Here is a 19,754-nt window from a genome sequence, read left to right as displayed (position 1 = left end):
CCGCAGACCGGCCCACCCAAGGGGAACACCGCACCATGACCGGTTCAGCGCCGCAGGCCAGGACGCCCCTGCCCGGGCGGCCCGTGCTGGAGCTCAGGAACCTCACCCGCACCCATGGCACCGGGCCCGCCGAGGTGCACGCCCTGTGCGGCATCGACATGGCCGTGCAGCCGGGGGAGCTGGTGGCGGTCATGGGCCCGTCGGGGTCCGGGAAGTCGACGCTGCTGACGCTCGCGGGCGGGCTGGACGTGCCCACGTCCGGGCAGGTGATCGTGGAGGGCCGGGACATCGCGAAGCTGAGCCGGCGCGCGCTGGCGGGCATGCGGCGCCGGTCGATCGGCTATGTGTTCCAGGACTACAACCTCGTGCCCGCCCTCACCGCCGCAGAGAACATCGCCCTGCCGCGTGAGCTGGACGGCGTGCCCACCCGCAAGGCCCGCGCCGAGGCGATGGACGCGCTGGCCGAGCTCGACCTGACCGGCGTCGCCAAGCGCTTCCCCGACGAGATGTCCGGCGGCCAGCAGCAGCGCGTGGCCATCGCCCGCGCCCTCGTGGGCGACCGTCGCCTCGTGCTCGCCGACGAGCCGACCGGGGCCCTGGACTCGCGGACCGGCGAGGCGATCCTCGCGCTGCTGCGGGCACGCTGCGACGCGGGTGCGGCGGGCGTGATGGTCACGCACGAGCCGCGGTACGCGGCCTGGGCCGACCGCGTGGTCTTCCTGCGCGACGGCACGATGGTCGACCAGACACTGACCGCCCGCGCCGAGGCGCAGCTCGCGGCCGAGGAACCCCGGTGAAGCGCATGTCCGGCATACGCGTGCCGCGCGTCACGGGCGTCCCCGCCTGGCGCGCGGCCCTGCGGATCGCCCGTCGTGACGCGCTGCGCGCCAAGGCCCGCAGCGCGCTCGTCGTCGTCATGATCGCGCTGCCGGTGCTGGCCGTGACGGTGGCGGACGTGACATACCACAGCGCCGGTCCGACCCGGGCGCAGGAGATCACCCGGGAACTGGGCGCGGCGGACGCGCAGTTCAGCGACGCCGGGTACGGCCCGGGGCCGATCGTGCAGATGCCCGACGCGAGCCGCCTGGGGACACCGCGCGGCAGCGCGGACGAAACCGGGAACGACGGTGCCGCGGTCCGGCCCGTCGACGTCGCCGCCGTCCTCGCCACCCTCCTGCCCAAGGGCACCCGCACCGTCACCTCCCAGGACGTCGACGGCCTGGTCCGCACGACCCACGGGCTGCGGCGCGTCACCGTCCGGGAAATGCCCGCCGCCGACGCCCTGCTGCGCGGCAAGGTCGACGTCCGCCGTGGCGCCCTGCCCGACGAGCCCCACGAACTGGCGGCCACCACCGCCTTCCTGGAGTCCTCCGGTCTGTACGTCGGCTCGCACACCCGGATCAAGGGCCTGGCCCGGGAGTTCCGGATCACCGCCGCCGTGGAGCTGCCGGGCGAGCTGAGCGGCGAGTACCTCATCGCCCGGCCGCACACCGTGATCGAGCCGTGGCGGGCCCAGGCCGAGCGCGACAAGCGGGCCGCGCCGCCGCACCCGATGCCCGTGGAGTACTACGTCGCTGCCAAGGGCGGCGTGACCTGGCAGGACGTCCGGGCCGCCAACGAGCACGGCGTGCTCGTCCGCTCCCGCGCCGTGCTGCGCGACCCGCCGCCGGACGCGGCGGTGCCCGCCGCCCGGACACCGGGCGTCGGCATCGGACCCGGCTCCGCCACGGACACCGGCATGGGCTCCCGCCGGGCGACCGTGGCGCTGGCGACCGTCGCCGCGATGGCGGTCCTGGAGATCGTGCTGCTCGCGGGCCCGGCCTTCGCCGTCGGGGCCCGCCGCGCCCGCCGCCAGCTCGGCCTGATCGGCATCTGCGGCGCCGACCGCGGGCAGATACGGGCAGTGGTGCTGGCGGGCGGCGTGGTGCTCGGCACGTCCGGCGCCGTCGTCGGGGTCCTCCTCGGACTCGGGCTCAGCGTGCTGTGCCGATCGGTGTTCGAGGAGTGGGCCGGGCAGCGCTTCGGTCCCGTCACCGCCATTCCGTCGCACCTGCTGACCATCGTCGGCCTCGGGGTGCTCACGGGCGCGCTGGCCGCCCTCGTCCCCGCGCTCGTCGCGGGCCGCCAGTCGGTGCTCCAGTCGCTGGCCGGCCGCCGCGGGGTGCGCCACGGCTCCCGGGCGCTGCCGGGTCTCGGCCTCGCGGCGATCCTGCTGGGCGGCGGCCTCGCCCTGGTCGGCGGGGCGACGGGCAGCGGCTGGGCGGTCGTCGCCGTCGGCTCGGTCGTGGCCGAACTCGGCCTGCTGGCCTGTGTCCCCGTGCTGGTCGGCGCCTGCGCCCGGTTCGGCGGCCGACTCCCGCTCGCCGCCCGGTTCGCGTTGCGCGACGCGGCCCGCAACCGCGGCCGCACCGCCCCCGCCGTCGCCGCCGTGACCGCCGCGGTGGCCGGCACGGTCGCGGTGGCGACGTACATGGTCAGCCTGGTCGCCGAGGACCGCTACGGGTACGAACCGCTGCTGCGGCCCGGCACGGTCGCGCTGCTCGTCGACTCGTACGCGAACGAGGGCGGCCACCCGGAGAAGGCGCTGCCCGCCCTCCGCCGGGCCATGGAGCACGCCCTTCCGGTCACCGGCGAGCGCGCCGACGTCGACCGGGTCTGGGCGGGCGCCGACTGCTACACCCGCGCCGCCGGGGACGACTGCGGCGAGATCGAGCTCGTCCACCCCGACAGCCACCGCTGCCCGCTGGAAGGCCCGACCGGCCGGGAGCTCGCCGAGCGCCTCAGCGCGGACGAACACCGGCGGCTGCGGCGCGGCCCCGAGTGCGTGGACGCCGGCGGTTTCTCCTCCATCGGCGACGCCGGGGAGAAGGTCCTGGTCGGGGACGCCCGGCTGCTGCGCACCTACGTCGGCCTGCGCGACCCGGCGGCCGAACGGGCCCTGGCCGAGGGCAAGCCGGTGCTGCTCAACAGCGCCTACGCGCAGGACGGCCGCGTCCAGCTGAAGATCACCGCGACCGGTGAGCCGCTCGCGACGGCCGGCACTCCCGGCACCCCCGGAGCGCACGACACGCCCGGCACGCCCGGGCAGGGCGACCGGGGTAGCGGCTACAGCCGTAACGCCGGCCACAGGGGCGCCATGACCCCCACCCGACCCGCTGCCCCCGACCGGTCCCGCAAGGTCTTCCTCGACGCCTACGTCGCCCCTGAGGCCTACGCCGCCACGCCCGGCGTGCGGCTGATCCTGCCCGCCGTCCTCGCGCAGCGGCTGAACCTGCACACCGCCCCGGCGGGGTCCTTCTACGCCGTGCGCCACACCCCCGACAAGGCCGAGGAGGAGCGGGCGAACGCCGTCCTCGACCGGGGGGACGCGGCGACCAGCCTCTACATCGAGCGCGGGCCGGGGACCGACGAGGACGACTTCTTCCTGATGGTCCTCGCCGTCTTCGCGGGCGTGGTGACCATAGGGGCCGCCGTCGTCACGACCGGGCTGGCCAAGGCGGACGCGGAGGCCGATCTGACGACGCTCAGCGCGGTCGGCGCGCCACCGGGCGTACGGCGCGGCTTCGCCGGCTTCCAGTGCGCGGGCGTCGCGGGGCTCGGCGTGCTGCTGGGCTCGGTCGCCGGAGTGGTGCCCGCCGTGGCGCTGCGGCTGGTCGACGGGCGCGACGCGCTGGCCGCCATGCGCCGCGATCCGCTGGTCCCCGCCCATACCCCGATCGAGCTGCCGTGGCCCACGCTGACGGTGCTCGCGGTCGGGGTCCCGGTGCTCGCCGGGCTGCTCGCGGCCTGCTCCACGCGGTCTCGGACGACACTGCCCCGGCGCGCGGGATAGGCCTTCGCGCGCCGGAGTACGACCCGGGGCGTGCGAGGAAGGTGGATCAGGCGTGTACGGGGGCATCAACCGGGGGAAACCACGGGTGCGAGAGAATGGCGGCATGGAGATGCCGAGGAATGAACGGTCGCAGGAGAGCCCCCAGGTCCTGGTCGTAGGCCCGGACGGGATGGCTCTCGGCAACGCCAGCCCCGGCGGCGGGGCGGGTGACGACGAGTCGCGCGAGGTCCCGGTGACGGAGATGGTCGAACAGCCGGCGAAGGTCATGCGCATCGGCAGCATGATCAAGCAGCTGCTGGAGGAGGTCCGGGCGGCTCCCCTGGACGAGGCGAGCCGGGTCCGGCTCAAGGACATCCACCACAGCTCCGTCAAGGAGCTGGAGGACGGTCTGGCGCCGGAGTTGGTGGAGGAGCTGGAGCGCCTGTCGCTCCCGTTCACCGACGACGCGATTCCGACCGAGGCCGAACTGCGGATCGCGCAGGCCCAGTTGGTCGGCTGGCTGGAGGGTCTGTTCCACGGCATCCAGACCGCGCTGTTCGCCCAGCAGATGGCGGCGCGCGCCCAGTTGGAGCAGATGCGCAGGGCCCTGCCGCCCGGTGTGATGGGCGAGGACGACGACGAGGGCCACCACGGTGGCGCCCGCTCGGGTCCGTATCTGTAGGCCGGGAGCCCGCAACCACCCCGGAAGTACGGAGCAGTTCGTGCCCGGTGCGTCTCGCGAGACGCACCGGGCACGCGCGTGTGCGGGTCCTTACGAGGGGTCGCCGGTGGAGACGGTGAGCACGAACTGCGCGCTCGGCGACTTCGGGTCGAACGGGTCACCCGCGGCCGGCACCTGGTTGAGCACCGTGCCCTTGCCCCAGGTGTTCTCGGCCTGGACGTCGACCCGGTACTTCCAGCCGGCGGCCTGGAGGCACTCCTTCACCGAGTCGATGTAGATGTACTTGAAGTCGGGCGCGGACTTCTTCGTCTTGTCGTTGTAGACGTCGTAGGCCTTGCTGCACTTCTCCGGGGCGATGGTCTTGGACTTGTCGCCGTCCTTGTGGCTGCTCTGCGGCGCGGTGCCACCGGTGCCGCCGCCCGTCGTGCCCGCCGCGGGCGACTGCGAGGACGTGGTCCCCCCGGCCTCGTCCTTCTTCGCGTCCTTGCCGTTCAGCGAGATGGCGGCGATCACGCCGATGACCGCGAGGACCGCGACGACACCCGAGCCGATCAGCACGCCCTTGTTGCTCTTGCCGCCGCTGCCGCCCGCGCCGCCGCCGTGCGTGGCCGGGGCCGGGGACGGGTTGATCGTGTACGGCGGCGGGGTGTGCGCGCCCGGGCCGGGCTGCTGGTAGGGCTGGGCCGGGGTCTGGTAGCCCTGGTTGGCCGGTGCCGGGGCCCCGGGGCCGTAGCTGTTGTACGGGCTGTGGGCGGTCGGCTGGTACGGCGTCTGCACGCTCTGCGGACCGGGCGCCGGGGCCTGCTGGTCGATGGGCGGGAAGACGGCCGAGCCGACGCCCGCGCCGCTGCGCGCCGGCGGGCCGCCCGAGATGATGATCGGCGAGGGTGCGGCCTGCGCCGTGCCCGCCACGCGCGCGCACTCGTCCCGCATGGACTCGGCGCTGGGGAAGCGCTCGTTCGGGTTCTTCTTCAGGGCCCGGGCGACGAGGGCGTCGACGGCCGGCGGGATCGAGCTGTTGATCGTCGACGGCGCGACCGGCTCCTCCTGGACGTGCGCGTAGGCGATGGCCAGCGGGGAGTCCGCGTCGAAGGGCAGTCGGCCGGTCAGCAGCTCGAAGAGCATGATGCCCGTCGAGTACAGGTCGGAGCGGGCGTCGACGCCGCGCCCGAGGGCCTGCTCGGGGGAGAGGTACTGCGGGGTGCCGACGACCATGCCGGTCTGGGTCATCGAGGTGACGCCGGACTGCATGGCGCGCGCGATGCCGAAGTCCATGACCTTGACCACGTTGCGCTTGGTCATCATCACGTTGCCGGGCTTGATGTCGCGGTGGACGAGGCCCATCTCGTGGCTGACCTCGAGCGCCGCCAGCACATCGGCGGTGATCTTCAGCGCCTTGTCGGCCGGCATCGCGCCGTACTGGCGGACGTCCGCGTCGAGCACGGACCGCAGCGGCTGGCCCTCGACGTACTCCATGACGATGTACGGCATGGTCGAACCGTCGAGGTCGTCCTCGCCCGTATCGAATACCGAGACGATGTTCGTGTGTGTGAGTTTGGCGACGGACTGGGCCTCGCGGCGGAAGCGCTCGCGGAAGGACGCCTCACGGCCCAGCTCGGTGTGCAGGGTCTTGATAGCGACCTGGCGGTCGAGGACACTGTCGTAGGCCAGGTGTACGGAGGCCATGCCGCCTTCGCCGAGCAGATCGCGCAGCTGATAGCGACCGCCGCCGACGGAACGTCCTGTGTAGCGGCCTTGTGCGCCGTCCTGGCTCATGGTGTTGCTTCCCCCTCGGCACACGGCCTGGCGTACTGACTGGCGTACTGATCCGGTGTACCGGTCCACCTGATCGACATATCTCGGCCAAGTCTGCCCGAGGGCGCGGGCACGTCAAGCCACGTGCCCGTTCCGTGACCGGATGCGCGACAAGCCGTCACGAGATTTGCCTTGCTTCGCCCTGTACAGGTTTCATAGCCGGTCCATCCCGGACCGGTGCGCCTCACGAAGCCTGTAGCGTGCCTTAGCGGAAGACAGCTTCATCTCTGGTTTCCCCCGCGCATTCGCCTCCCACGCGAAGCGGCCACACACGACGGCGAGGACTGATGGCACAGACGCAGAGCGCCCAGGGTCCGTCCGACCCTGACGCCAACGGGGGCGGCATGCCCGATGTGCCTGAAATGTGGGGCAATGGCGGCCTGGTCGGCGACGGACGCTACCGCCTCACCCACAGACTCGGCCGCGGCGGCATGGCCGAGGTGTTCGCCGCCGAGGACGTGCGCCTCGGCCGTACCGTCGCGGTCAAGCTGCTGCGCGCGGACCTCGCCGAGGACCCGGTGTCCAAGGCGCGCTTCACCCGCGAGGCACAGTCCGTCGCCGGCCTGAACCACCACGCGGTGGTCGCCGTCTACGACTCCGGCGAGGACCACGTCGGCCGCAACGTCGTGCCGTACATCGTCATGGAGTTGGTTGAAGGTCGCACTATCCGCGACCTGTTGCTCGGCGCCGAGGCACCGCCGGTCGAGCAGGCCCTGATCATCGTCTCGGGCGTGCTCGAGGCGCTGGCCTACAGCCACCAGCACGGCATCGTGCACCGCGACATCAAGCCCGCCAACGTGATCATCACGCACAACGGCGCCGTCAAGGTCATGGACTTCGGCATCGCCCGCGCCCTGCACGGCGCGGCCTCCACCATGACCCAGACCGGCATGGTCATGGGCACCCCGCAGTACCTCTCCCCCGAACAGGCCCTCGGCAAGACCGTCGACGCCCGCTCGGACCTCTACGCCACCGGCTGTCTGCTCTACGAACTGCTCGCGCTGCGCCCGCCCTTCACCGGCGAGACCCCGCTCTCGGTGGTCTACCAGCACGTCCAGGACACTCCCGTGGCGCCGTCGCAGGTGCTGGAGTCGGTGCCGCCGGAGCTCGACGGGCTCGTCATGCGCTCCCTCGCGAAGGATCCGGACGACCGGTTCCAGAGCGCGGAGGAGATGCGCGGTCTGGTCCAGTACTCGTTGCAGATGCTGCACGACTCCGGCAGTCACACGGGTGCCTGGAACACCGGCCCGGTCGCGCACACCGGTGCCGCCACCACGGCCATGGGCATGGCGAACACCACCGCCCTGCCGCACCCCCCGCACGGTGACACCTCGCAGCAGCCGCTCATCCCGTCCCGCAACGGCGGCGGCGACGAGGGCGGCTTCGACGGCTACGGCGGCGGTCACGGCGGTCGCAACGGCGGCGGCAAGGGCAAGATGTGGCTGGTCGCCGCGCTCGCGGTGATAGCGATCGCGGTGGGCGTGGTCTTCGCGGTCAACCAGGGCAACAACACCTCGGGCAACGACCAGAAGAAGAAGCCGGACAAGACCACCACCGCGCCCAGCTCGCCGAGCCCCGGCAGCTCCAAGAGCCCCGAGAAGCACACGTCGCCCTCCGCCGAGCCCGGCGGCGGCACCACGGGCAACACGGGCCACGAGGAGCCGGATCCGGACTGGACCCCGGAGACGGGCAACCGTCCGACCAAGGACCCGACGACGGGCCCGACGACCGGCCCCACGACCGGCCCGACGAACGAGCCGACGACGCCGGTCACGAAGGACCCGACGACGCCGCCGACGGGCGACGACAAGCCGACCGTGCCTCCGGTCACCGGTGGCACGCAGGGCGGCGCCAACCAGGGCCCCGTCGGCTGAGCGACGGCAGTCCGGAAGCAGTACGGCCGGGCCCGTCCCGGCCCGCTCCCGGTCCATCACGGACCAGGAGCGGGCCCGGGACGGGCCTGTAGTCGTTTCTGAGGGCCTCGGGCGCCCCCGAGGCCCCGAACCTCCACCCGCTCCCGTTCAGTCCGTGAAAGCCCCGCGTACGGCCTCGTACTCGCGCGTCCACCACACCGACAGCGCCGCCGACGCGGGGAAGCCGGGGTCGGCGCGGTGATCGTCGAGCTGATAGCGCCAGCGCAGCATCCAGAAGTCGTTGAGCCGCTCCCACCACACCCGGTGCACGGCGGCCGCCAGTTCGGCCGCGCCCGCGCCGGTCGCGCCCCGGTACGCGCGCGCGTACGGGCGTACCTTCGCGAGGTCCAGCGTGCCGCCGGGGCGCAGGAAGAAGATCACGGCGGCCCGGACGGCCTCCTCCGCGCGCGGCTGGACCCCCAGGCGGTCCCAGTCGACGATCGCGGCGGGTTCGGCGCCCCGGTAGAGCAGGTTGAGCGGGTGGAAGTCGCCGTGCACCCAGCCCCGGGCGGGGGTGGCGCAGGGGGTCGGCCGGCGGTGGGCGTGTGCCTCCAGCAGGGCGCGCCGCTCGACGAGGCGGTGTTCGGCCAGTTCGTCGAAGGGGTCGCGGGGGCGGCCGCCCTTGCGGCGCACCAGCGTCAGGAGCTCCTCGATGAGGGCGTAGGTGTCCTCGGGGTCGGCCGCCGCGTCCGGCGCGGGTCCGGAGCCCTCACAGGCCCCCTCCGGGCCCTCCATGACCTGCTCCAGGCAGGTGTGTACGTGCCCCAGCAGGGTGCCGAGGCGGCGGGACTGGGCGGCGGTGAGCTCCTCGCCGTCGCGGTGCCGGCCGTCGACCCAGGGGTGCAGGGCGTAGCAGCGGCCGCCGAGGACGGTGACCGTGGAGCCCTCGGCGTCGGCGACGGGAGGGGCGACGGGCAGGCCGAGCGCGCCCAGCCGGAGCGTCACATGGTGCTGGCGGGCGATGGCGGCCTGGTCGCCGTCGAGGTGGTGCTTGAGGAAGAAGCGGCCGCGGGTGGTGGAGAGGCGGTAACCGCGGTTGAGGAGGCCCTCGGTCAGCGGTTCGCAGGAGACGGGCTCACCGGCGAGTCCGTAGCGGCCCAGCAGGGTGCGCAGGGTGCCGCCGTCGGGCCCCTGAGGTCCGGCGTGAACAGGTCCGGCGTGAACAGGGGAGACAAGTGAGCGCGGCACGCGTCAAATGTTAGATCACGGGGAGTGCGTGAACTGTCGCGCGGGGACGCCTTCCAGGTGATGCAGGCTGATGAACTGCGGTTCGATGCACAGGTATTCGGGATCGAAGGGTGCTCCGTCCGCGGTGCGCGGGGGGCGGCCGAACAGCTCGATCTCGGCGGCGCTCGGGGTGAAGAGCCGGGCCATGCCCACGAATTGGACGGTCCACACGTCCTCGTCGCCCTCGTAGCGGCCGCTGAGGTTGTCGGCGCTGTACGCGACGACGCTGCCGTCGCACGCCTGGGCGTAGCCGAAGCCGCCGTGCAGTCGCAGCAGGACGCGGGGCGAGGGCGACGAGGGGGTGTCGACCACGATGTGGCGGGCGACGGTGACGAAGGGGAGGGCGCGCATGCTGACCGAGGCCCTGCCGTAGGGCGTGCGGGCGAGCAGGTCGAGCGCTCGGCGCTCGTCGGTCGGGTCCGGGCGGTCCGCCGTCTGGGACGGTCCGGTCGGCCGGGGGGAGCCGGGCAGCTGGGCAAGCCCGGGAAGCTCAGAAAGCATGGTCACCACTGTGCCCGGTGTGGGTGGTGCGGAGGAAGGGGACACCCGCCCCTTTCGCCGCGGGACGTTGGTCCCGATTCCCTGCTTTTCCTCCATGCCGGTCGCCGCCCCGGGCGGGCCGGCCGCTCCGGGCGGTCAGCGGGACTTCTCCGCCTGGAGGCGGGCGACGTAGGCGGCGGCCTGGGAACGGCGCTCCATGCCCAGCTTGGAGAGCAGGCTGGAGACGTAGTTCTTGATCGTCTTCTCGGCGAGGTGCAGCCGCTCGCCGATGACGCGGTTGGTCAGGCCCTCGCCGATCAGGTCCAGGATCCGGCGTTCCTGGTCGGTCAGGTTCGCGAGCCGGTCGTCGCCCTTGGGGTCCTTGCCGTCGCGCAGCCTCTCCAGCACCCGGGCGGTCGCCACCGGGTCCAGCAGGGATTTGCCGGCGGCCACGTCGCGCACCGCCGAGAGCAGTTCATTGCCCCGGATGGCTTTCAGGACATAGCCCGACGCACCTGCCATGATCGCGTCAAACAGTGCTTCGTCGTCCGCGAACGACGTGAGCATCAAACATTTGATGTTTTCGTCCTGAGAACGGATCTCGCGGCATACTTCTACTCCGCTGCCATCCGGAAGGCGCACGTCCAGAACGGCCACATCCGGCCTGGTGGCGGGAATGCGCACGAGTGCGTCGGCGACCGTCCCGGCCTCGCCCACGACCTCGATGTCCTCCTCCACGGAGAGCATCTCGTGGACGCCCCGACGGACGACCTCATGGTCGTCGAGCAGAAATACCGTGATTTTTCGTTGTTCGGGCACACGATCAGTCTCACACATCGACTCTTCCCCTGCTCTTGTCCTCCGGGATAACGTGCGGTCGTTCCGGCAGCTCGCAAGGCTGTGCTCACAGGGCTGTGACCAGTAGCGGAACCCCGCTTTGCGTATTTACTTGGAAATCCAAGCAAAATCGCAGGTCAGTAGGGGTTTCGCAGGAATGCGGCCTTCTGGGTAACGTGCTTATTGCAGGCCTTTAGCCGGGGCGCCTGTCACGCCCGGTTCCGGCCTCGGCACACCCACCCCGTGTGCCGTCGGGGATCGAGCGAGCCTTCCCCTGTCTCACGGCGGGGGGACCCCCTCTGGCCGCCGGCGACCCCGGGGGCCGGACAGACGGAGGAGCACACGTGACCGTGGACAGCACTGCCGCGCGCAAGCCGCGACGCAGCAGCAGCAAGCGCGCCGGAAAGCCGGCCGCCTCGCCGGGGCAGCCCGAGCTCGTGCAACTGCTGACGCCCGAAGGCGTACGGGTCGAGCATCCGGACTACTCCATCGACCTGACGCCCGAGGAACTGCGCGGCCTGTACCGGGACATGGTGCTGACCCGCAGGTTCGACGCCGAGGCCACCACCTTGCAGCGGCAGGGCGAGCTGGGCCTGTGGGCCTCGCTGCTCGGCCAGGAGGCCGCGCAGATCGGCTCCGGCCGCGCCACCCGCCCCGACGACTACGTCTTCCCCACCTACCGCGAGCACGGCGTCGCCTGGTGCCGCGGGGTCGACCCGACCAATCTGCTGGGGATGTTCCGCGGGGTGAACCACGGCGGCTGGGATCCCAACGAGAACAACTTCCACCTCTACACCATCGTCATCGGCTCGCAGGCGCTGCACGCGACCGGTTACGCCATGGGTGTGGCCAAGGACGGCGCCGACTCCGCCGTGATCGCCTACTTCGGCGACGGCGCGTCCAGCCAGGGCGACGTCGCCGAGGCGTTCACCTTCTCGGCCGTCTACAACGCCCCGGTCGTCTTCTTCTGCCAGAACAACCAGTGGGCCATCTCCGAGCCCACCGAGCGGCAGACCCGCGTCCCGCTCTACCAGCGCGCCCAGGGCTACGGCTTCCCCGGCGTCCGCGTCGACGGCAACGACGTCCTCGCCGTCCTCGCCGTCACCAAGGCCGCCCTCGAGCGGGCCCGCACCGGCCAGGGCCCGATGCTCATCGAGGCGTTCACGTACCGCATGGGCGCCCACACCACCTCCGACGACCCGACGAAGTACCGCCGGGACGAGGAGCGCGAGCAGTGGGAGGCCAAGGACCCGATCCTGCGGCTGCGCGCCTACCTCGAGAGCGAGGGCAACGCCGACGAGACGTTCTTCGCCGAGCTGGAGACCGAAGCCGACGCCCTCGCCAAGCGGGTGCGCGACGCGGTCCGGACCATGCCGGACCCCGACAACATGGCCATCTTCGAGAACATCTACGCCGACGGCCACGCCCTCGTCGACGAAGAGCGCGCCCAATTCGCCGCATACCAGGCGTCCTTCGCAGAGGAGAGCAACTGATCATGGCTGCCGAGAAGCTCTCCATCGTCAAGGCCATCAACGCCTCGCTGCGCACCGCCCTGGAGACCGACCCCAAGGTCCTGATCATGGGTGAGGACGTCGGCAAGCTCGGCGGCGTCTTCCGGGTCACCGACGGCCTGCAGAAGGACTTCGGCGAGGACCGGGTGATCGACACCCCGCTCGCCGAGTCCGGCATCGTCGGCACCGCGATCGGCCTGGCGCTGCGCGGCTACCGCCCCGTGGTGGAGATCCAGTTCGACGGGTTCGTCTTCCCCGCGTACGACCAGATCGTCACCCAGCTCGCCAAGATGCACGCCCGCGCGCTCGGCAAGATCAAGCTGCCGGTCGTCATCCGCATCCCCTACGGCGGCGCGATCGGTGCCGTCGAGCACCACAGCGAGTCCCCCGAGGCGCTCTTCGCGCACGTACCGGGCCTCAAGTGCGTCTCGCCGTCGAACGCCGCCGACGCGTACTGGATGCTCCAGCAGGCCATCCAGAGCGACGACCCGGTCATCTTCTTCGAGCCCAAGCGCCGCTACCACGACCGCTCCGAGGTCGACACGGAAGCGATCCCCGGCCCGCTGCACGCCGCCCGCACCGCCCGCCAGGGCACGGACCTCACCCTCGCCGCCTACGGGCCGATGGTGAAGACCTGCCTGGAGGCCGCCGCGGCGGCCGAGGAGGAGGGCAAGTCCCTGGAGGTCCTGGACCTGCGCTCGATGTCGCCCATCGACTTCGACGCGATCCAGGCTTCCGTGGAGAAGACCCGCCGGCTGGTGATCGTGCACGAGGCCCCGGTCTTCCTGGGCACCGGCTCCGAGATCGCCGCCCGGATCACCGAGCGCTGCTTCTACCACCTGGAGGCCCCCGTCCTGCGGGTCGGCGGCTACCACGCTCCCTATCCTCCGTCGCGTCTCGAGGACGAGTACCTTCCGGGTCTGGACCGGGTACTCGACGCCGTAGACCGCGCGTTGGCGTACTGAGGGCCGAGGAGAGTCGTGACGATGACTGCAAGCACTGCCAACGACCAGCGCTTCCGCGAGTTCAAGATGCCCGATGTGGGCGAGGGGCTCACCGAGGCCGAGATCCTCAAGTGGTACGTGGCCGTCGGGGACACCGTCTCCGACGGGCAGGTGGTCTGCGAGGTCGAGACCGCCAAGGCCGCCGTCGAGCTGCCGATCCCCTTCGACGGCGTGGTGCACGAGCTGCGCTTCGGCGAGGGCGTGACGGTGGACGTCGGCACCGCGATCATTTCCGTCGACACCCGGCCCGGCGAGGGACCGGCCGCGGCCGCCGCCCCGGCGGAGCCCGTCGCGGCCCCCGCGGCCGAGCCCGAGCCGGAGCCGCAGGGCCGCCAGGCCGTGCTGGTCGGCTACGGCGCCGCGCCGTCCTCGACCAAGCGCCGCGCCCGCAAGGCGCAGCCCGCCGCGGCGGGCGCGCCCGTGCAGCAGCACATGGCCGCCGCGATCCAGGCGGAGATGAACGGCCACGCGGCTCCGGCCGCCCCGGCTCCGGTGCCTGCCGCGCCTGCCGCGCCCGCTTCGCCCGCGGAGCCCGTCGGCCGGCCGCTGGCCAAGCCGCCGGTCCGCAAGCTCGCCAAGGACCTCGGCGTCGACCTCGCGACGGTCGTCCCGACCGGCACGGACGGCATCGTGACCCGCGAGGACGTCCACGCGGCCGTGGCCGCGCGCACGGCACCGGCCCCGGTCGCGGAGGAGCCGGCGGCCCCCGCCGCGCCCGCGCCGTCCGTCGCGGCCGTCCCGGCTGCTCCGGCCGATCTCGCCGCCCGTGAGACGCGGATCCCGGTCAAGGGCGTACGGAAGGCCACCGCCCAGGCGATGGTCGCGAGCGCCTTCACCGCGCCGCACGTCACGGAGTTCGTCACCGTCGACGTCACCCGCACGATGAAGCTCGTCCAGCAGCTCAAGACCGACCCCGACATGGCCGGGCTGCGCGTCAACCCGCTGCTGCTCGTCGCGAAGGCCCTGCTCGTCGCGATCAAGCGCAACCCGGACGTCAACGCGTCCTGGGACGAGGCCAACCAGGAGATCGTCCGCAAGGACTACGTGAACCTCGGCATCGCCGCGGCCACGCCGCGCGGTCTGATCGTCCCGAACATCAAGGACGCCGGGGCCAAGACCCTCCCCCAGTTGTCCGCGGCCCTCGGCGAGCTGATCTCCACCGCCCGCGAGGGTAGGACCAGCCCGGCGGACATGTCCGGCGGCACGGTCACCATCACCAACGTCGGTGTCTTCGGCGTCGACACCGGCACGCCCATCCTCAACCCGGGCGAGTCCGCGATCCTGGCGTTCGGCGCGGTCAAGCTCCAGCCCTGGGTCCACAAGGGCAAGGTCAAGCCCCGCCAGGTCACCACCCTGGCGCTCTCCTTCGACCACCGCCTGGTCGACGGGGAACTCGGCTCCAAGGTCCTCGCGGACGTGGCCGCCGTTCTGGAACACCCCAAGCGCCTGATCACCTGGGGCTGACCCACGCGCGCGGGCGCGCGTGCCTCTGAACGAACGCGCGCGCCCGAAAAGGACGAAGGGCCCGGACGCTCCCTCCTCACCCCCCTCCAGCGAGGAGAGAGCGGCGTCCGGGCCCTCTGCCCGTATGCGGAGCGGCCTCGGGGTACCACCCCTGGAAGAGGGTGGAATGGCCCGTGCTGCGCAATTTACTTAAGATTGACCAACACTTGCAGTGTCGGAATTTGGAGGACGCGTGAATCGCGTCGACGGCGAGTCCATCAGCCGCCTGCTGCGCGCCTGGCGGTCCCGCGTCGACGCCCGGACCGTCCCCGAACTGCGCGGCCTCTACCCCCGCCCCGGCCGCCGGCTCTCCCAGGCACACGTGGCCAGGATGACCGGGGTGAGCGAGGGCTGGTACCGCGCCCTGGAGGCGGGCCGCCGCCAGGACTTCTCCGAGAGCTTCCTGCTGCGCGTCGCGCAAGCGCTGCGCCTCAGCGAGGCCGAGACCCTGACCCTCTTCCTCGCCGTCTGCGGCCGCCGCCCGCCCGGCCTGCTCGCCCCCGACCCGACGGACCTCCCCCGCGGCGTCCAGGCCCTGCTCGAACAGCAGGTCTCCTACCCCGCCTACCTCTCGGACGTCGCCTGGAACGTCGTCGCCGTCAACCCCCTGATGGGCGAGTGGTTCCCCTGGGTCCTGCGCCCCGGCGCGAACCTCATGCGCTGGACCCTGCTGGACCCCGAGGCCCGCGAGCAGATGCTCGACTGGGAGGACAGCTGCGCCCGCATCTACCTCGCCATGCTCCGTGTGGCCGCCAACAGCGACCCCGCCAACGCCGAACTGCGCACCCTCGTCCGCGACATCCTTGAGGCCGACGCCGACTGCCGCCGCATATGGTCCGAGGAATCCGACGTCGTCGAACACCGGGACGGCCACGTCTTCCGACTGCGCCTGCCGTACCACGGCAACGCGGAGATCCGCGTGACGACCCACGTCCTGCTCCCCATACAACGCCCGGACCTGCGCTTCGTCTTCATCACCCCCATGGACGGGTGGGCGGGGGTGTAAGCGGCGTCGGGTAGCCATGCGGCTGTCCGCATCGCGAAACGCCACTCCCCACGCATACCTGTTGTATCTATGCTGTGCGCATGTCAGCCACCGCCACCGCCAAACGTCCCGCCGCCGACCGTGTGTACGCGCATGTGAAGGACGCCGTGCTCCAGCGGCGTTACGAGGGCGGCACGCTGCTGACCGAGGGGGACTTGGCGGGTGAGGTGGGGGTCTCGCGGACTCCGGTGCGGGAGGCGTTGCTCAGACTCGAGGGCGAGGGGTTGCTCAAGCTCTACCCGAAGAAGGGGGCGTTGGTGCTGGCCGTGTCCGCGCAGGAGATCGCGGACGTGGTGGAGACCCGGCTGCTGGTGGAGAAGCACGCCGCCGGGAAGGCCGTGCCCGCCTCGCCGGCGCTTCTCGCCCGGCTGGAGGAGCTCGTCGAGGACATGCGGCGGCAGGCCGCGGCCGGGGACCTCGCCGCGGTGTCGGTCAGCGACCGGGCCTTCCACGCCGAGATCGTGCGCAGCGCGGGCAATCAGATCCTCTCGCGGTTGTACGACCAGCTCCGCGACCGGCAGTTGCGGATGGGTGTCGCGGTCATGCACGCCCATCCCGACCGGATCGCGAAGAACATCGCCGAGCACACCGAGATCCTCGAAGCGCTGCGCGCCGGGGACGCGGAGGCGGCCATCGGCATCGTCGACCAGCACGTCAGCTGGGTGCGGAACCTGGCACAGGGCCACGAACGATGACAGGGGGAGAGGCGATGAGCGGGGGTTCCACCGGGCTGCCCGGCGACCCACCCGGCGGGCGGCGGGCGATGGCCGTCTGGGGGCTGGGCGTCGGGGTGTACTTCGTCGCGATCGTCTTCCGCACCAGCCTCGGTGTGGCCGGCATCGACGCCGCGGAGCGGTTCCACATCAACGCCTCCGCCCTGTCGACGTTCTCCATACTCCAACTGCTGGTCTACGCCGGCATGCAGATACCCGTCGGCCTGATGGTCGACCGGCTCGGGACGAAGAAGGTGCTGGCGCTCGGCGTCGTGCTCTTCACCGCCGGGCAGTTCGCCTTCGCGTTCTCCCACTCGTACGGCACGGCCCTGGCCAGCCGCGGGCTGCTCGGGTGCGGTGACGCGATGACGTTCATCAGCGTGCTGCGGCTCGGCGCGCGGTGGCTCCCCGCCCGGCACGGCCCGATGATCGCGCAGGTCGCGGCGCTGTTCGGGATGGCGGGCAACCTGATCTCGACGCTGCTGCTCGCGCGGCTGCTGCACAGCGCGGGCTGGACGACGACGTTCGCGGGAAGCGCGACGGCGGGTGTGGTCGTGCTCGTCCTGCTGCTGCTCTTCCTCAAGGACCACCCCGAGGGGTACGCACCCGTGCCCCACTCCCACGCGGGCGGCGGTTTCGTCCGGCAGCAGATCGTCCGCGCCTGGCGGGAGCCGGGGACGCGGCTGGGCATGTGGGTGCACTTCACCACCGGCTTCCCGGCGATGGTGTTCCTGTTGCTGTGGGGGATGCCCTATCTGGTCGAGGCGCAGGGCCTGAGCCGCGGGACCGCGGGCGCCCTGCTGACCCTCGTCGTGCTGTCGAACATGGCCATCGGCCTCGTCTACGGCCAGGTCATCGGCCGCCACCGGGCCGCCCGGCTGCCGCTCGCCCTCGGCACCGTCGCCGCGACCGCGCTGCTGTGGGCCTCGACCGTCGTCTGGCCCGGCACGCACGCCCCGATGTGGCTGCTGATCGCGGAGTGCGTGGTCCTCGGCGCCTGCGGGCCGGCCTCGATGATCGGCTTCGACTTCGCCCGCCCGGCCAACCCGCCCGAGCGCCAGGGCACGGCCTCGGGCATCGTGAACATGGGCGGGTTCGTCGCCTGCATGACCACCCTGCTGGCCGTGGGCCTGCTGCTGGACGCCACCGGCGACAACTACCGCGTCGCGTTCGCGTCGGTGTTCGTGCTGGAGGCGCTCGGGCTGTCCCAGATCCTGCGGCTGCGCACGAGGGCGCAGCGGCGGGAGCGGGAGCGGGTGGTGGCGTCGCGGGTGGAGACGGTCCACGTGCCGGTCTGACGGGTGCCGACCGGCGGCGGGATCAGGGCGTGACGGTCACGGCGTGACGGCTCACGGCGTGACGGTCACCCGCGTGACGGTTCACGGCGTGACGGCGAACTCGCGGAGGATCGCCGCCGCCAGCCCCGTCTCACCCTCGATCCTCACCCGGTCCGCCACCGCGTCCGGGCGGACCCGTCCGCACGCGAGGCGGGCGTAGGTCTCCCAGTCCAGGGCGAGCGTCGCCGTCGGCCCCAGCGACACGCTGCTGTCGATCGCGCCCCTGCCCTGCCCGTCGATCCGTACCGTCCGCAGGAACTCCAGCGGCCCGTGCACGTCGAAGACGACCGCCGCCCCCGCCGGGGCGCCCGCGTCCTTCGCGACGACCTTGGGCAGGGCGAGGAGCAGGAAGTCACGGGTGAGGGCCGCGCCCGGGGAGTCGAGGTTGCCGGGCTTGCCCAGGGCGCGGCGCAGGTCCTGCTCGTGCGTCCATACGTCGAACGCCCTTATTGTGAGCGCCCGTTCGAGCGTCTGCTCGTTGCCGCTGCCGAGCGGCCAGCGGACCGGCGCCTGCGGGGAGCGCGTCTCGTTGCGCAGCTGCCGCGAGCGCCGGATGATCGTGTACTCCAGCTCGGACGTCATCTCCAGGGCCGTGTGGCAGCGCCGCACGTCGACCTGCACCTCGATGTACCGCGAGAACTCGTCGGTCACGTGGTAGAGATCGCGCGGCAGCGTGTGCATCGGCCGTGGCTCGCCCAGCATTTCGCACTCGACGCCGATGACGTGCGAGACCACGTCGCGCACGGACCACCCCGGGCATTCGGTGGCCCGGTTCCATTCGTTCTCCGCGAGTGGTCTCACCAACTCGTTGATGGCCTCGATGGAATGGGTCCAGGCGTCGATGGCGGGCTGAAGGCTTGGGTGGACGGTCACGGGACCCCTCGGGCGGTGCGGTACGTACGCGGACTGACTGCTCGGATGGGCTGCGCTGCTACTGCGGTGTTGCTACTGGAGTTCGGTTAAGTGCTGTATGGGTTCTATGCAGTTAAGTTACGCTGCGCACGGGCGCCCCGGCAGGGCTTTCGACGACGAACGCGTGCCGCGCCGACGGTTCGAATGCTGAGAGTGGTGGTACTGTGCGCGCCTCTTTGATCCAGATCGGTGTGGACCCGGACGAGCCGGTCGCCGAGCGCCGGACGCGGGTGGCTTCCCTCGTGCGCGAGCAGCGGGGCAGCGACCTCGTGGTGCTGCCCGAGCTGTGGACGGTGGGCGCCTTCGCGTACGAGTCCTTCGCCGAGGAGGCCGAACCGCTGGACGGCCCCACGGCCGAGGCGATGGCGGCCGCCGCCTGGGACACCGGCGTCTGGCTGCACGCGGGCTCGATCGTGGAGCGTGACCCTGATGGTCCGCTCTACAACACCTCCCTCGTCTTCTCGCCCAAGGGCGATCTGGTCCGCACGTACCGCAAGATCCACCGCTTCGGCTTCGACAAGGGCGAGGCCGTCATGATGGCCCCGGGCTCCGAGGTCGTCACCGTGCCCTTGCCGCAGACCACGCTGGGCCTCGCGACCTGCTACGACCTGCGCTTCCCCGAGCTGTTCCGCGCGCTCGTCGACGCGGGCGCGCAGACGCTGGTCGTCCCCGCGGGCTGGCCGGCGCGGCGCCGCGAGCACTGGACGCTGTTCGCGAAGGCGCGGGCCGTGGAGAACCAGTCGTACGTCCTCGCGTGCGACACCGCGGGCACCCACGCGGGCGTCGAGCAGGCCGGGCACAGCATCGTGGTCGACCCCTGGGGCGAGGTCCTGGCCGAGGCGGGGACGGGCGAGGAGGTCCTCACCGTGGATCTGGACCTCGCCCGCGTCGCGAAGACCCGCGAGGACTTCCCGGCCCTGAAGGACCGGGTCCTGGGCCGGAAGTAGCCCGCCCGGCTCACCAT

General features: G+C 72.0%; 16 protein-coding genes. 11 read left to right on the top strand and 5 right to left on the bottom strand.

Annotation, left to right across the window (positions count from 1 at the left end; translation table 11 throughout):
* The first annotated feature begins 35 nt into the window (after positions 1 to 35).
* The 3 genes from FHS38_RS18395 (at position 36) to FHS38_RS18385 (ending at position 4,493) form a co-directional block, all read left to right on the top strand.
* Positions 36 to 797, top strand: a complete 762-nt coding sequence (locus tag FHS38_RS18395) for an ABC transporter ATP-binding protein (RefSeq protein WP_184734690.1) — start codon at positions 36 to 38, stop codon at positions 795 to 797.
* A gap of 5 nt (positions 798 to 802) precedes the next feature.
* Complete coding sequence (locus FHS38_RS18390; RefSeq protein WP_184735053.1) at positions 803 to 3,832, top strand: FtsX-like permease family protein; 3,030 nt, start codon at positions 803 to 805, stop codon at positions 3,830 to 3,832.
* A 103-nt stretch (positions 3,833 to 3,935) separates the two neighbouring features.
* A complete protein-coding gene (locus FHS38_RS18385; RefSeq protein ID WP_184734688.1) occupies positions 3,936 to 4,493 on the top strand; it encodes a bacterial proteasome activator family protein in 558 nt (185 codons plus the stop codon).
* 90 nt (positions 4,494 to 4,583) lie between these two features.
* On the opposite strand, the gene FHS38_RS18380 is transcribed toward FHS38_RS18385, so the two are convergent.
* Positions 4,584 to 6,269 carry a protein kinase domain-containing protein gene (locus FHS38_RS18380; protein WP_184734686.1) on the bottom strand — a complete coding sequence of 562 codons (1,686 nt, stop codon included), beginning with the start codon at positions 6,267 to 6,269 and terminating at the stop codon, positions 4,584 to 4,586.
* A 326-nt stretch (positions 6,270 to 6,595) separates the two neighbouring features.
* On the opposite strand from FHS38_RS18380, the gene FHS38_RS18375 reads away from it, so the two are divergent.
* Positions 6,596 to 8,182: a protein kinase domain-containing protein gene (locus FHS38_RS18375; RefSeq protein ID WP_184734683.1), complete on the top strand. Its 1,587-nt coding sequence runs from the start codon at positions 6,596 to 6,598 to the stop codon at positions 8,180 to 8,182.
* Between the two features lie 147 nt (positions 8,183 to 8,329).
* Here the strand turns inward: FHS38_RS18375 and FHS38_RS18370 are convergent, their stop codons facing one another.
* From FHS38_RS18370 to FHS38_RS18360, 3 genes are all read right to left on the bottom strand, one after another.
* Positions 8,330 to 9,409, bottom strand: a complete 1,080-nt coding sequence (locus FHS38_RS18370) for a phosphotransferase (RefSeq protein WP_373301840.1) — start codon at positions 9,407 to 9,409, stop codon at positions 8,330 to 8,332.
* Between the two features lie 15 nt (positions 9,410 to 9,424).
* A complete protein-coding gene (locus FHS38_RS18365) occupies positions 9,425 to 9,949 on the bottom strand; it encodes a pyridoxamine 5'-phosphate oxidase family protein (protein ID WP_229822670.1) in 525 nt (174 codons plus the stop codon).
* 135 nt (positions 9,950 to 10,084) lie between these two features.
* Positions 10,085 to 10,747, bottom strand: coding sequence for a response regulator (locus FHS38_RS18360; protein WP_130878657.1), 663 nt, complete (start codon positions 10,745 to 10,747; stop codon positions 10,085 to 10,087).
* 362 nt (positions 10,748 to 11,109) lie between these two features.
* Here FHS38_RS18360 and pdhA point away from each other — a divergent pair, with 362 nt between their 5' ends.
* The 6 genes from pdhA to FHS38_RS18330 all read left to right on the top strand — a co-directional run bounded on the left by pdhA (position 11,110) and on the right by FHS38_RS18330 (position 17,839).
* The gene (gene pdhA / locus FHS38_RS18355; RefSeq protein ID WP_184734678.1) at positions 11,110 to 12,258 is read left to right on the top strand and encodes a pyruvate dehydrogenase (acetyl-transferring) E1 component subunit alpha; all 1,149 of its coding nucleotides are present in this window, start codon (positions 11,110 to 11,112) and stop codon (positions 12,256 to 12,258) included.
* Positions 12,259 to 12,260: 2 nt separating this feature from the next.
* Positions 12,261 to 13,241: an alpha-ketoacid dehydrogenase subunit beta gene (locus tag FHS38_RS18350; protein WP_184734676.1), complete on the top strand. Its 981-nt coding sequence runs from the start codon at positions 12,261 to 12,263 to the stop codon at positions 13,239 to 13,241.
* Positions 13,242 to 13,262: 21 nt separating this feature from the next.
* The gene (locus FHS38_RS18345) at positions 13,263 to 14,744 is read left to right on the top strand and encodes a dihydrolipoamide acetyltransferase family protein (RefSeq protein WP_184734674.1); all 1,482 of its coding nucleotides are present in this window, start codon (positions 13,263 to 13,265) and stop codon (positions 14,742 to 14,744) included.
* A gap of 232 nt (positions 14,745 to 14,976) precedes the next feature.
* Positions 14,977 to 15,789: a helix-turn-helix transcriptional regulator gene (locus FHS38_RS18340; RefSeq protein ID WP_184734672.1), complete on the top strand. Its 813-nt coding sequence runs from the start codon at positions 14,977 to 14,979 to the stop codon at positions 15,787 to 15,789.
* An 80-nt stretch (positions 15,790 to 15,869) separates the two neighbouring features.
* Complete coding sequence (locus FHS38_RS18335) at positions 15,870 to 16,523, top strand: GntR family transcriptional regulator (protein WP_184734670.1); 654 nt, start codon at positions 15,870 to 15,872, stop codon at positions 16,521 to 16,523.
* 14 nt (positions 16,524 to 16,537) lie between these two features.
* The gene (locus tag FHS38_RS18330; protein WP_184734668.1) at positions 16,538 to 17,839 is read left to right on the top strand and encodes an MFS transporter; all 1,302 of its coding nucleotides are present in this window, start codon (positions 16,538 to 16,540) and stop codon (positions 17,837 to 17,839) included.
* An 81-nt stretch (positions 17,840 to 17,920) separates the two neighbouring features.
* Here FHS38_RS18330 and FHS38_RS18325 read toward each other — a convergent pair whose 3' ends face one another.
* A complete protein-coding gene (locus FHS38_RS18325; protein WP_184734666.1) occupies positions 17,921 to 18,751 on the bottom strand; it encodes a maleylpyruvate isomerase family mycothiol-dependent enzyme in 831 nt (276 codons plus the stop codon).
* 203 nt (positions 18,752 to 18,954) lie between these two features.
* Here FHS38_RS18325 and FHS38_RS18320 point away from each other — a divergent pair, with 203 nt between their 5' ends.
* Positions 18,955 to 19,737: a carbon-nitrogen family hydrolase gene (locus tag FHS38_RS18320; protein ID WP_184734664.1), complete on the top strand. Its 783-nt coding sequence runs from the start codon at positions 18,955 to 18,957 to the stop codon at positions 19,735 to 19,737.
* Positions 19,738 to 19,754: the final 17 nt, after the last annotated feature.

Origin of the sequence: Streptomyces netropsis (assembly GCF_014203545.1) — a bacterium.
GTDB classification, from domain to species: domain Bacteria; phylum Actinomycetota; class Actinomycetes; order Streptomycetales; family Streptomycetaceae; genus Streptomyces; species Streptomyces netropsis.
Note: the sequence above shows the minus strand (reverse complement) of the source record. Positions and strands in the feature narration are given on the sequence as shown.